We start from the raw sequence: 14,026 nt of genomic DNA on the forward strand, positions 1-14,026 counted from the left end.
CCTTTCAGGCGTGTATTTTTTCCAAGTCCGCTGCAACCATCATCTTGACCAGTTCGTCAAATCCGACCTTGCGTCTCCATCCCAACTCATGCTCCGCCTTGGTCGAATCTCCCCAGAGAAGCTCAACCTCTGCAGGGCGATAGAATTGCTCTGACACATCGACAAGGAGCTTCCCTGTCTTGGCGTCATAGCCCTTCTCATTACTCCCCTCACCTTCCCAGCGAATCGGAACGCCCGTCTCAGCGAAAGCTTTCTCAACAAACTCACGCACCGTATGCGTTTCATTCGTCGCAAGTACATAGTCCTCGGGCTGATCCTGCTGGAGTATGCGCCACATGCCTTCTACATAATCTCCCGCAAAGCCCCAGTCGCGCTTTGCCTCAAGATTGCCTAGCGTCAGCTTCTCCTGCAATCCCTTGGCAATTCGAGTGACTGCAAGCGTTATTTTGCGCGTCACAAAAGTCTCACCGCGCCGCGGCGACTCATGATTGAAGAGGATTCCATTGCAGGCAAACATCCCATAGGATTCACGATAGTTCTTCGTAATCCAGAAAGAGTAGAGTTTCGCCGCCCCATAAGGACTCTTCGGATAAAATGGAGTTGACTCGCTCTGAGGTGCCGTCTCTGGCAAGCCACCAAAAAGTTCTGAAGTCGATGCCTGATAAAAGCGTATCGGCAGCCCGCTCTGGCGTACTGCCTCAAGCAGACGAATCGTACCGACACCTGTCGCCTCCGCCGTATACTCCGGCACCTCAAAGGATACGGCTACATGCGACTGTGCTGCCAGATTATAGACTTCATCCGGCTGAATTTCCCGAATCAGCGCATGTGCATTGCTGGAGTCCGTCAAATCTCCATAATGCAGGAAAACACGCTTGGAAAACGCCGAATCATTCAAGATATGGTCGATTCTCTCCGTATTCTGACTGCTCTGCCTGCGAATGATTCCATGAACCTCATAGCCTTTTTCCAGCAAGAGTTCCGTAAGATACGAACCGTCCTGCCCTGTGATCCCTGTAATCAACGCTTTCTTCATTGAAATTTCCTCCCCCGAATCTTACTCATAAGAACGTCCTTCGCCTCAACGGCATACAAACATACGCTGCGGAACTCCTCGCACCGATGAAATACAAGAACCTGCATCCCTAACATTAGCAATGCTGCACATAGGCATTTGACGAATAATCCCGTATACGTTGAAGAGAAAAATGACGCACTCAATATCTCGTTAATCAACATGATTTCCAAAAGAACGACCATGCTCCACCACGCATGACACCACCAATATTTCTTCATGCTTCGGCGAAAAATCACACGAAAGACAAACTGCACGCGGCCATAGACGATGAACCACAGACCTGCAATCGTGCCGATCATCACACCGACAACACCGAGGTAATGCGCCAAGATCACTGATAAAATCAGATTTGTTGCAGCAGATAGAACCATATAGCCGCGATCATTTTCAAACACACCATGCGTACTGCGGAAGTTGTATGCATTCTCAAACTGCATGCCAAGAAAAACATTGACGGCCAAAGCCTTCACATAGGCATCCTCAAGCAAGAATTCTGCCCCGAAGAAGAGCGCCACAAATGGTTGAAGCACAGTGACATAGATGCAAGCGATATACCCTCCGATCAAAAAGTAAGCAAAATCCAGCATACGATAAACACGATAACTTTTTTCCCTATCATCCGTATAAACTAGGTTCGCGACAGAAGGGATGATTCCCTGCAGCATCTTGTACAAGAGTTTGTAAACGCCATCACAGAGAAGGACATAATTTGCCACAAGACCAGCTGTACGCAGTCCCAGTATCGAGGAAATAATGATCGCATCCGTCCCGCTATATACAATATAGGATAATTTGTGAATCAGGAAATTCTTTACATCCACGAAAAATTTTCGTTGTCGCAAATCCTGTATCGTGACCTTGACCGTATGCAGGAATGGATATTCCTTGCCAAGCCGATGCGAGATGATCAGATTCGCCAATATGTTGAATCCAAGCGCGGAGAGCGCATACATCGTATAACTCTGCCAAACAACAATCGCAGCGAACTTCACAAGATTCGCGGCAAATGTACAGACGAGATCGATGCGAACACAGATATAATCCTTCTGATCCGCCGCAAACAATGTGCGTCTATATGCGAGGAAATACGTACTGAGCACTGTACAAATCTGAATCACATAAACAAACTGGACATAACCCCATGAGATACTTTCATCTCGCACAATCCACGGCAACAAGAAAAACAGAACGATGCCGATCAGGGCAACCAACGTGCCTATCAAGAGATAGATATACCGATAGATGTTCATCAGTATATTGACTTCAGCTTCGTTCTTGTTCGCAATTTCCCGATAAAGCCCATAGCTGATCACAGTACTGATTCCCAGTTCCGCAATGGACAAAAGGGCAATCACATTGGTGAACAATCCTTCAAGACCTAAGAGTTCTATAGGCAAATGGCGCGTAAACGCCTGCCGTATCAAGATGCCGAGGACAGCCAACACGACATACAATGTCATGGAGTACATGCTGTTGCGTAATACATTTGCTACTCGCATTGTTTACCCCCGATAGCCTCTTTTATCCAACACTATTTTATATCATATACCACGATGACACCACCTGCATAGCTTATTATTACATATATGCTCTACTGCATCTGGATGATTAAAACGAATATAAGCACGATATGCAGATAGCGGAAGGACTTTAAATATATATCTTAATCCTTGTTGCTTCACTAAGAGAATTAACATTAGTAATGACAATGGTAAATTATCATGTATAATTTTTTTTACATAAGCTCCACCTTGAGGAACAGGTCCATAATAGTCTCGTGGATTCACATGCAATTTTTTGTATACTACAACAGCCTCAGCCTCAACCAAAGCTTGATTCGAACTGACTCCAGAAGTCGAAAAAAACGCGGTATACAGATCACTATACTTAATCCTTATATTTTCATCCATCTGACACTGTATAGAAAGTTTGTAATCACTAATGAGCCTAAGGTTCCGATCAAAAGGATATTTTTCTAGGACATGGCGACCAATAAATGCACCTTCTGTCGGAATGCAAGTCAACCCATTACGTATCCGCTGCGTATTACAAAAGGGATATTGTAATAACGTTTTCTCATCTACATCATATCTACTACACGATAAGAAATCTGGTTTATCTTGAAGTTCCTTTACTACAGCATCAATAATGCAGGGATCTGAAAGAGAATCATCCGAACCAAGAATGTTAATATAATCCCCCGTAGAAAAATCGATCCCTTTTCCTACCGCATCACAAATACCATTATCGCGCTCACTCATCCAGCGAATTCTATCTCCATATTTTTTGAGAATATCAAGCGTCCCATCTGTAGAGCCACCATCTATGATGATATATTCTATATTTTGATACGTTTGATTAAGTATGCTGGATATAGTTTGCTCCAATGTCCTTGCAGAATTAAATGTAGCTGTAATAAATGTAATCTTCGGTTGATACAAGATTTCATGCCCCTTTCTAGCTATCTCATTTTTTACATTGTTCTTCTGTTCATACAAACATTTTTTCAGTTGACCTCTTCTGATTTTATCGACATAAAAAATAGAATTGGAAGAATTATTTTCCCGTCAAAAAAAATTCCACCTTGAATACACGAAGCAACTATCCATATGACATATATCAAAAATACACCTATACGACATCCTTTCGTATACTTCCACACTGTCAATATGTAGTCTCCAATAAAATTTATAACAATAAGAATAAATCCAACAATACCAAGTTGAAACACAAAAGCTAAAATTTGCAACTCGTATTCCCAGAAATTAACTTCATTTCTGATATTATTAACGATATATGCTCCCATACCAGATCCCCAGAATGGATTTTCTATAACCCCATCCATCAAGGAATCATACTGTTGTATACGTTCCAAATTAGATGCATATGTCCGGTCATTCACAAATATGCTTTGAAAGAGATACGATACATCACTTTCAAATAAAAGAACAGAAAAGATAGCAACAACAATCGCAGCCGGCAATAAGATTCTTCCCCAGTATACATTCGATACTTTTTTAATTCTAGGCATTATAGCAATCATCGTAGCCATCACAAAGACAAAAACATCCACTCTTCCATAATCAATAAAAATAAATAAAAGACCTAAAAACCAGACAAAAGGATTTATACCCTTGTTTTTGTAACTATGTAACAACAAAATGATCAGCGGAACTATATTCAAGCCCGTCGATAAGCGTGGTAACATCCCCAAAAAGCCCGTTGTTCCTTGTAAAATATCGCTAACCATCTCTATTGACTGGCCTCTGTTTTTTACCCATTCAGACAACGCTGCTATAATGACACTGTCTGGTATAAAACCTAAAACAGCACCAATCCCTGTAAATACATAGACAGAAAACCAAAGTATCATCACATAATATAAATACTTCTGAATGAGTGCTACATACAGCAATTTATTTTCATACGAAAATACGACGATTTTCCACGACAACCACAAACTAGCAAAGGCAAACATTTCATCAAGGGTATATGGATAAAAACCATTATGTATTCCATATAATGTCGACCAAGACAAATATATAAAAAAGATAATATCATTGACTTTTATCGGAACTAATATTTTCTTTCTAAAGCTAACTAGGAATACAGATAAAAATATAAAAAGCAGATAAAATACTCGACTGAGCATTTTTATATCAGAAGAAAACTGCCCTACTGCATACAATAAAAAAAAGATAATCAAACAAACATTTAGTGTTTTTTTCATGATTCCCTCAATAGAATATATACAACTATAGTCAGCTTAAAATAAGTAATTTAATAAATCAGCAGAAGATATGTCAAGAGTATTCTTATAGTTCACAGACTCTTTCCGCTTGACCCATTCCCAGTCAACATCTTCGATTCGATCAAAAAAATGCATATATCGCTCATCATATAAAGGAAGATTTTTTATATCAGGATTATTCGATAAAAGTTTTTTCTTATAACAAATTGCTTCTAAATATCGAAGCGTCTGTGCTCGCTGACCCTCTGGTAAAATTTCCAAAATACAATTTGTAGATAAAATATCTGCCAAAACAGTAGTATATGGTAATGGCTTTCTCAATGTCTCACCATAATCAATATTTTTCCAGATACTATATATTTTAAAAAGATTGTTTACTCCGTTAATATCACACGCTTTACTTATTTCTCTTAAGATATTTTCACGCCCCTTTAATGAAGAAATATAATACAGATCGGATGAACTAGCAGAAGGGCATATATTATCATAATGAGAGTAATAAGAGAAACCTATATACCGATATCCATACTCGACACAATCATTTTGATCGTAGGATAAAATGATATCCCACGGGAAAAATTGGATTCTCTTTTTTACTTCTCGCATATGTTTCGACTGCCCATGCATCGAATCTACTAAAATTAAAACAAACTTCACTTTCGGATGACTATATTTTAATTTTCTCCAAAAAGATAATGTAGGCAATGACATTGCCATGCTATTTACAAGCAAATATCCATCAGAAGGCAGAAGTCTCTCAATATCTTCATAATGAAACCATACATCGCGATAAGGAAGCCATACATATTCCCCAATTTTCTTGTTAGTATGCAACTTATATGCAATAGATAAAAAGGGGCTGGTGGGTGTGGATATAATATATTTATTTATCATTGGCACTTCACAGAGATCTTTAAATAAATAATATGCACCCGCATCTATAACAACCAACACATTCGATGGACTTACCATAAGTCTCCCTCACCGTTAAAATACTCATAAATAAGATTTAATCATTCTCTCAAACATATCCCTTAGCCCCCAACGAGGTTGCCAACCGAGATTCTGAATCTTTTTCGTATCAAGGTTCATATAAAGCTCTGGAGGATAAATAGTGGCACCAGTTTCATCTTCACGAATAACAACATGAACAGACGAACCGTATTTCTCTCGAATGTATGGCAGATTAGCTACACACTCTGCCATTTCACGAATCGAACAGTAAGTCTCTTCATTTGCCACATTATATGCCTCACTGTTCTCACCACAAAGAAGAACCAGCAATATTGCCGTCATTGCATCCGCTGTATAAAGATATGAGTGTTCTGTTCCCCCCTTTGTTTTGAGGATAATATCTTCTCCCCTCAAAGCCGATCGCATGAACTGTGCAAATACGCGATTCTCATCATCACGTATCCCCGCACCAAATGTCTGCGCAAGGCGAATAGCCTTTGCTGGAACGCAATACTCCGAGGCATAGGCTGAGCAAAGAGTCTCTATCATACGCTTCGCCTCAGGATAAGAACTACGCGGCTGCATTGTATTGACAAGGCTTTCGTTCTCTTCATTCACTTTTTCTCTATGACGAAGCGCACCGTAGATCTCCATACTTGAGAGAAATAGAAAGGACGTGCACTTCTTTACACGCGCAAGTTCCAGAAGCATTCTCGCACCCGTAAAATTTTCACATATGGTCTCTACTGGATGTTCTGCAAAATAACGACTTGCCGTAGGACTTGCTCCATGAACAATATAGTCGATAGGGGATGTAATTCGTGGGAGATCCACAAGATTGCCACGAAGGAAGATAAGAGGGGCACCCGCTGATAGAAGGTCCCGAAAACGTTCCGTCGCCTTCTTTTCATCGCGCACCAATGCGAGAATTTGCATTGGTATATTCCGATACAGTGCCACATAGGAAAGTGCAGAAATCAGATTAAAGCCTAATAATCCCGTAGCTCCAGTAATAAGGATTTTCTTTCCTTTCAAATCTCCCCACGGTAGGAAGGAAGCATTTGCGACATATTCCATATCCTCATGAAATACATGATTCTCAATCCACATAGAAATTCCTCTCTCCCTATACTGCTTCAGTGCAATTAAAATACGCATCGTATCAAGTCAACACTAGCGTTAACTTGATACGATGAAGTTATCCATTACCCTCACAATCCTACAATTTGCATATTCTCTTGCGCGTCAAGAAAGGCACGAAACAAATAAAAATCCGTTGGTGTCGTAATTTTTATATTTTCTACAGGCCCCGTCACAGTATTTAGCGAGAATCCATAATACTGCATCAACATTGCGGAGTCTATAAAATCTGTCCGTTTTTCCTGCTGCGCCTTGATATGCGCTTTGTAAATATCTTGCAAGTAAAAGCATTGAGGGGCACGTGCCATTGCACAATCCGAACGATTAAATATCTTTCCCACATGTTCGCCTTGTTGAACGAATATCGTCTCTATGGCAGGTGTCGTCGTAATGGCACTTCCATATTTTTGCACACTCTCGAGACATGATGAAATCGTATCTGAATCAATCATAGGCCGGACACCATCGTGAATCAAGACAATATCCTCTGCACCTTTCGCATATTTCAGTGCAGCATCTAATCCTCGGAAGATAGATTCTTGTCCTGTATTTCCGCCCGACACCACTTCCAGTACTTTTCGAATACGAAAGTCTACCAAGAGATCTTTTGCGTACTCAATCCACGATTCAATACAAACAAGGACTATGCCATCAATTTCATCGTGTTGTTCGAAATGCTCCAACGTATATATAAGAACAGGCTTCCCATGCATCTCCAGAAACTGTTTCGGCTTCGATCGCGTATTCATGCGTTTTCCTGTGCCGCCAGCAAAGATTACGGCGATGTTCATTTGTCCCCCCCTATACATTCCCATATATACACCCCTAAAGTAAAAACACATTATCCACTTTTTCATTCTTTCCCTGTGGAAAATAATGAATCCCTCGATAATTTTTATATGAATGATTCAAATCGATATAAGCTGTATTGTGCTTAGGTACTTGATCTTCTTGGGGAGGAAGTTTCATATAGTCTCCAAAAACCATTGTCAAGTATTCCTCATAACGCGAAGGAACAGGAATTTGATACCCCTCAAACGGAAGATAACACGGCTTATCCCAAAAATCTTTCGGATATTTTAGCGTCAATCCCTTTAATCCTGTCACTAATTCTGTATAATATGTCCATGAATCTGTCGGAGATAAAAGCATCTTCTGTTCTGCATATCGCCAAATTTTATCTCGTATACGCTTATTGGAGAAAATCCCATACGCAATTTTAGCCAATAGCCGAGTCATGCCGCCTTGATTATCTGGCAGACGCTGTGCATTGAACAGAGAATACACCATCGCCCAAAAGACTTGTTTGCTATGCGAAAGCATACCGTCAGCTCGACGGTCCAAGGGGATTAAATCAATTTGCAAACCTTGATTGATGTCATCATTTACACAGTGTTTATTAATGAAAGTCGTATTATTATCTCGAATCGATGCACCTGCATCGTGATAATTTTCTGTTTCGGTCGTCCTGCAATAGGCATATCGTTTCGTGTCTGCAAACGAATTCCATACCTTAGGAAGCCTCTCGTAATCTTCCCGAAGCAGGAACACATCAATATCATCATCCCAAGGAATAAATCCATGATGCCGAACAGCGCCAATGCAGCATCCACTCCCAACATAGAAACGTATTCCATGTTGATCGCATATCTCTTTAAAGTATAGTAATATTTCTAGCGCTTTTTCCTGTATGGCTTTTAGTTGTTCTTTATCATAATCCACGATACTAACTCCCTACTTTCCAAACCGTCAGAAACATCATCTTAAAATTATACAACACCCCTGTTTTTTTTAACGCATCAAGATTCCATTTCATCTTTTGGGGAAGAATCTCATACACATAGGCACAATCTATGTCCTTTGCATCTTGCAACAACCTATCTTCATCTTTATATTGGATACTGGCCGCACTGGTAATTCCAGCAGGCAGCAAGAGCGTTGCCTTCATTTCATCCGTGTAACAATCCACATACTTTTTCACTTCTGGACGCGTACCGACAAACCCCATATCACCTATAAGGACATTTATTAATTGTGGCAATTCATCCAAACGGCAAGCACGTATCATCCTCCCCACTTTTGTAATTCGACTATCATGTAACGTCGTCACCTGTGAACCAATCGCCTCCGCGTCCTTCACCATGGTCCGAAACTTATAGATGCGGAATACCTTCCCATATCGTGTGACACGTTCTTGTCGGAAAAAAACTTCACCATTCGAATCTAATTTTATCCATATCGCCAGTATTAGGAATACCGGCGATAAAACAATCAACAATAAGAACGCCAATACTCGATCTATTATGAATTGCACACATAAACTAATCTTGCGATGATGCAACACATTATAATATGATCGGATTGCTTCAAGCTGCATATCCTCGGGAAGATCTTCCCACTCTTTTAATATCATATCCTCATCTCTTGATAAACTTCCCGAAAGACTGAAACGACATAGTCCACATCCTCATCCGTCAAAGAAGTATGCAACGGCAGGGTGACTTCATTTGCATACTGTGCGTACGCATTCGGATATGCAGTGACGTCAAAGCCAAGATTCTTGTATGCCGTATGCATTGGAAGCGGCTTATAATGAACATTTGTCGCAACACCTTTTTCTGCCATCTTTTCAATAAACAGATTGCGTTTCTTTTCGTCAAAATCCAACAACCGCACGAGATATAGATGTCCGCTTCCTTGTGCAACGTCGGTGAAATGTGGCAGCACCTCCACAGGAAGATCCTTTAGCCCCTTATCGTACTGTGCAATAATTTCACGCCGCCGCACCAGCAACCCTGAATAGCGCTTCATTTGCACGAGACCAATTGCCGCCAAAACATCGGTCATATTACACTTGTAGTATGTGCCCTTAATATCATATTCCCATGCTCCAAGCTTTGTTTTGGCAAGCGCATCTTTGTTCTGTCCGTGCAAGGAGAGCAACTGATATTCATGATAAATCTCTGCATCATCCACACCTGGAATCGACTTCCAAAGTGCTGCACCGCCTTCTGCCGTTGTAAAATTCTTGACTGCATGGAAGGAGAACGACGTAAAGTCCGCAACCGATCCGATCTTCTCCCCCTTGTATGAAGCTCCAAATGCATGCGCACCATCCGCCACAATCGCCACACGCCCAATCTTGCGTTGAATCTCCGTACGCGGGAAAAACTTTTCACGCTGTCGTTCCACAATGCCAAACAGACGGTCATAATCGCATGGGACGCCACCCAAATCCACTGGAATAATGGCTTTTGTCCGCGTAGAAATCGCTTGTTCCAACTGGTCATAATCCATCTCGTATGAACCGGGCTGCGTATCGATCAAAACAATCTTAGCGCCTACATGGTCAATGACACTAGCACTCGCCGTATAGGTATAGGCCGAAGTAATAACCTCATCTCCCACACCAATACCAAGGACGCGCAAGGAAAGTTCCAAGGCTGCCGTGGCTGAATTCAAACACACCGCCATTCCATTCGAACTTTCGCAAAAGGCTGCCACTTCTTTTTCCAACTGCTTGGTGCGCGGTCCTGTCGTAATCCAGCCAGAACGCAAGGCATTTGAGACTTCTGCTATTTCCTCCTCCGTAATATCCGGCGGTGAAAAGGGGATTTTCCTCTCTTTCATGCTATTCATGCTCCTTCTCTAGTGTCTTCCAATTGCTTGCTTTTGTATGTAGGAATCATACATTTTAATGTTTTAAGTATCGTCAGTCGGTCTCTCGTGCTTTTCAACACACCCAAATTTTTCTGAAGAGCACCTTTTTGCATAGGTATAATCTTCGCCCTATAGATCTTCTTGTGCTTTGTGCTCGTCGTTCCCTCTTCATTCGTCAGAAGCTCTTCGTATAACTTCTCTCCAGGACGTAATCCCGTATAAACGATCTTTATATCCTTATTTGGGATACGTCCATGAAGGCGGATCAAGTCGCATGCCATGTCTTTGATCTTTACAGGTTTCCCCATATCGAACAGGAACACTTCACCCCCTTCGGCCAACCCTCCAGCTTGCAAAACAAGCTGCACTGCTTCAGGTATAGTCATAAAGAAGCGTGTCATCTCCGGGTCTGTGACTGTAACAGGCCCACCTGACGCAATCTGGCGTTCAAAAAGAGGCACTACACTGCCACGACTGCCCAAGACGTTGCCGAAGCGGACAGCAACAAACTTCGTTTCGCTATGCTGATTAATTTCCTGCAAAACGAGTTCAGCTGCACGCTTCGTCGCCCCCATTACGCTTGTCGGATTGACAGCCTTGTCCGTAGAAATCAGAACGAAAATCTCACTTTTATATGCATCTGCAAGCTCCGCTACATTCTTCGTTCCAAACACATTATTCTGAACAGCCTCCACTGGTTGAATCTCCATCAGAGGAACATGCTTATGCGCCGCTGCATGAAAGACAACCTCTGGCTTATAGTCGCGAAACACCTCTTCCATACGAGCTTTATCTGTGATATTAGCGATAACGGTACGATAGGATTGCTCTGGAAATTTTACTTTCAACTCTTGATAAATTTCATAAATACTATTTTCCCCACGTCCCAAGAGCAAGATTTCCCTTGCTCCGGCATGACTGAGTTGACGAGAAAGTTCCGATCCGATTGAGCCACCCGCTCCCGTTATCAGAACCGTCTTCCCTGCGATATAATGTGTAATTTTATCGAAATCCAGTTTGATCGGATCGCGCCGCAGGAGATCTTCCAAGCGTATTTCACGAAGCTGCTGTAAACCAATATTTCGCTTGCCCATTTCCATCGTTTCATAAAGACCGGGCATTGTTTTGACTTTACAGGATACGCGATGACATATATCTGTAATTCTGCGAATCTCATCACCTTCTGCTGAAGGCGTCGCAATGATAATCTCCTCTACATTTTGCGTCTCAACGATTTCAGGGACTTGATCAATCGATCCCAAGACAGGAAATCCCGACAAACGATTGCCTATCTTCTTCACGTCATCATCTGCGAAACCGACAATACGAACACTCGCCGCATCGTTTTGTTCGATTTCTCGCACAAGCATAGCACCAGCATCACCAGCACCAATAATCAACACTGCCCGTTGTCCTGTTTGAGCGTTGGAAAGCATATCCAAATTAATCTTAAACGCCAAACGACTCAAACCTATACCACCCAAAACGAGCATCCATGAAATCAAAAAAACACTTTTCGGCACATCTTTTCCAACTAAGAAAAGAAGAAGAAATGTTCCAGCCGAAGACAATGTGACCGCTCCGACAATCGCATTGAGATCCCGAATCCGTGCATAATGCCAAATTCGATGATACATGCCAAAAAGGTAAAAAATACCTACGCCAAGAACAGCGGAAGGAAGAAGCCATACATGCAAGACTGTAGCCTCATACTCCGGTAAAGCACCCTCAAATCGCAAGAGCACAGCCAACACTGGCATGACACTTAAAATAACAAAGTCAAGGAAAATAAGTTTAAACTTTTCCTTCACATGAATGAACGACATCATAACGAATTTACGCTTCCTTTCGGCAAAAACTAAATCTCACAAGCAAATACGCAAAGCGAGCGCAAAATACAAAATGATTTTGCCGTTTATTATAAAAGACTAATCAGCTAGATTCTAGTTAAGTTCTAGTAATGTAAAGATATATACACAGCACGCTTTTTGAGGATCCCATCGCTAAAGACAGTCTTGAAAGCCTCTCGTACTCCGTATATCGACTGAATATATATCTTAAAAATTTACAGAAACTATCTCAATCAAAACCATCTATACATCTCTCCTATAAAGAAGCAACCCATATCCCATAGACAGAAGTACACCGACCACGAAACCGACTGCTGTGATCAATTTCTTTCGTGGAGCAACGGGTTTATCCTCATCGGGCAAATTTGCTGGATCGACAATCTGGATATCCATGCTGTCCATCGCCTCTTGAATCTTGCTCTGTTCGCTCTGCTTAACAAGATTCAGATAGACTTCTCCTTTAATCTTCACATCGCGTTCAAGTGTCATATATTCCAAAACATCGTTGGGCATATCTCCAATATTTTTTTCCTTTTTGCTGCGAAGTTCCTTGAGTTTACTCGCCTCAGCCTCTGCGACAGAAGCTTTCACGGCCGCCAAAGCATGCGTTCTCAAAAGCTCTGACTGCGTCGGATTGAGCGTCGCGGCATTTGAGTCAACACTCGCGACAACCTCCGTATTGAGGCTTCCCTGCAGTTGCTGCAATTCGCTCTTCGCCTTCTGCACGTCCGGATGCTTGTCGGTATAGCGCTGCTCAAGGCCCACGAGTTCCACCTGCTTCGCAACAATCTGATCTCGGATTTTCTGCACAACAGCGTTGTCAGAAATATTATATGCCCTGCTCCTCATCTTCTGTTCCGCAAGTTTCGCTTCGGCCGCATCAAATTCTGCTTGTGCGGACTTCTGCTGCACCTCGGCTTCGCTGATCGCCTTGTCAAAGACAGCCAGTTGTTCAACCGCCGCCTTGACCTGTTCATCGGGGCTGTATATCTTATGCTCCTTGCTGAAGGCTGCCAGCTTCTGCTCGGCCTCTTCCGACTCCTGCTTGCTTTCCAAGATGCGCTTGTCAAGGAATTTCACAAGCAAGGACTGCGTCTCTTGGTTCATGTCCGTCTGCATGAGGAGGAAGTTGTCAACGACCGTTTGCGAAATCATCTGTGCCTCTTCCGGAGTTTTGCCGTGGGCAATGACCTGAATCAAATTCGTTCCCTTTGTATTTTGTATATCAAGGTACTTTTTTGCGAATGCTTTCGCATCCGGCTTCTTTTCCTTTTCAAAATCCATACTATCAATAATAGGTTCAAGCACCGTGCGAGACTTCATGAGTTCGATATAGTTCATCGTCGGCGACGATACAGATCCGCCACCTACCCCAAACATTGCCATCGCGGCGGCAGCGCCCGAAACATCAATCTTGCCAGAGTTTCGCGTCTGCACTAGCGTGGTAGATTCATACTGCTTCGGCAACACAAAAGCAATCACTACCGCCACTGCCGTGCACGCGAACACGATCGCTGTCACGACCTTCCAACGCGCAGCCATGATATGAAAAAGCTTCGAGAGGTCAATCGTATCCTCATTTTGTTCCATTGC

The 14,026-nt window shown here is 42.2% G+C and carries 12 protein-coding genes; all 12 read right to left on the reverse strand.

Annotation, left to right across the window (positions count from 1 at the left end; all coding sequences use genetic code 11):
• Positions 1–4 precede the first annotated feature (4 nt).
• Positions 5–1,036 (reverse strand): GDP-mannose 4,6-dehydratase, encoded by a 1,032-nt coding sequence (gmd, locus tag RWS31_RS05280; RefSeq protein ID WP_294175892.1) that lies wholly within the window; start codon positions 1,034–1,036, stop codon positions 5–7.
• Entirely contained in the window at positions 1,033–2,577 is a 1,545-nt protein-coding gene (locus tag RWS31_RS05285) for a lipopolysaccharide biosynthesis protein (RefSeq protein WP_294175891.1), read from the reverse strand. Before RWS31_RS05285 ends, gmd begins: the two co-directional genes overlap by 4 nt.
• Positions 2,578–2,619: 42 nt before the next feature.
• The gene (locus tag RWS31_RS05290; RefSeq protein WP_294175890.1) at positions 2,620–3,519 is read right to left on the reverse strand and encodes a glycosyltransferase family 2 protein; all 900 of its coding nucleotides are present in this window, start codon (positions 3,517–3,519) and stop codon (positions 2,620–2,622) included.
• Between the two features lie 65 nt (positions 3,520–3,584).
• Positions 3,585–4,808, reverse strand: coding sequence for a hypothetical protein (locus RWS31_RS05295; RefSeq protein ID WP_294175889.1), 1,224 nt, complete (start codon positions 4,806–4,808; stop codon positions 3,585–3,587).
• A gap of 36 nt (positions 4,809–4,844) precedes the next feature.
• The gene (locus tag RWS31_RS05300; protein WP_294175888.1) at positions 4,845–5,801 is read right to left on the reverse strand and encodes a hypothetical protein; all 957 of its coding nucleotides are present in this window, start codon (positions 5,799–5,801) and stop codon (positions 4,845–4,847) included.
• A gap of 24 nt (positions 5,802–5,825) precedes the next feature.
• Positions 5,826–6,893, reverse strand: coding sequence for an NAD(P)-dependent oxidoreductase (locus tag RWS31_RS05305; RefSeq protein ID WP_294175887.1), 1,068 nt, complete (start codon positions 6,891–6,893; stop codon positions 5,826–5,828).
• A gap of 101 nt (positions 6,894–6,994) precedes the next feature.
• Positions 6,995–7,714: a 2-C-methyl-D-erythritol 4-phosphate cytidylyltransferase gene (locus RWS31_RS05310; RefSeq protein ID WP_265070663.1), complete on the reverse strand. Its 720-nt coding sequence runs from the start codon at positions 7,712–7,714 to the stop codon at positions 6,995–6,997.
• Positions 7,715–7,748: 34 nt separating this feature from the next.
• Entirely contained in the window at positions 7,749–8,645 is an 897-nt protein-coding gene (locus RWS31_RS05315) for a phosphorylcholine transferase LicD (RefSeq protein WP_294175886.1), read from the reverse strand.
• 4 nt (positions 8,646–8,649) lie between these two features.
• Positions 8,650–9,336 carry a sugar transferase gene (locus tag RWS31_RS05320; RefSeq protein WP_265070661.1) on the reverse strand — a complete coding sequence of 229 codons (687 nt, stop codon included), beginning with the start codon at positions 9,334–9,336 and terminating at the stop codon, positions 8,650–8,652.
• Entirely contained in the window at positions 9,333–10,553 is a 1,221-nt protein-coding gene (locus RWS31_RS05325; RefSeq protein WP_314596543.1) for a DegT/DnrJ/EryC1/StrS family aminotransferase, read from the reverse strand. The genes RWS31_RS05320 and RWS31_RS05325 overlap by 4 nt, the downstream gene beginning before the upstream one ends.
• 5 nt (positions 10,554–10,558) lie before the next feature.
• The gene (locus tag RWS31_RS05330) at positions 10,559–12,412 is read right to left on the reverse strand and encodes a nucleoside-diphosphate sugar epimerase/dehydratase (protein ID WP_314596544.1); all 1,854 of its coding nucleotides are present in this window, start codon (positions 12,410–12,412) and stop codon (positions 10,559–10,561) included.
• A gap of 264 nt (positions 12,413–12,676) precedes the next feature.
• The gene (locus RWS31_RS05335) at positions 12,677–14,023 is read right to left on the reverse strand and encodes a GumC family protein (RefSeq protein ID WP_314596545.1); all 1,347 of its coding nucleotides are present in this window, start codon (positions 14,021–14,023) and stop codon (positions 12,677–12,679) included.
• Positions 14,024–14,026 lie beyond the last annotated feature (3 nt).

It is taken from the genome of uncultured Selenomonas sp., assembly GCF_963528755.1.
GTDB lineage: Bacteria > Bacillota > Negativicutes > Selenomonadales > Selenomonadaceae > Selenomonas.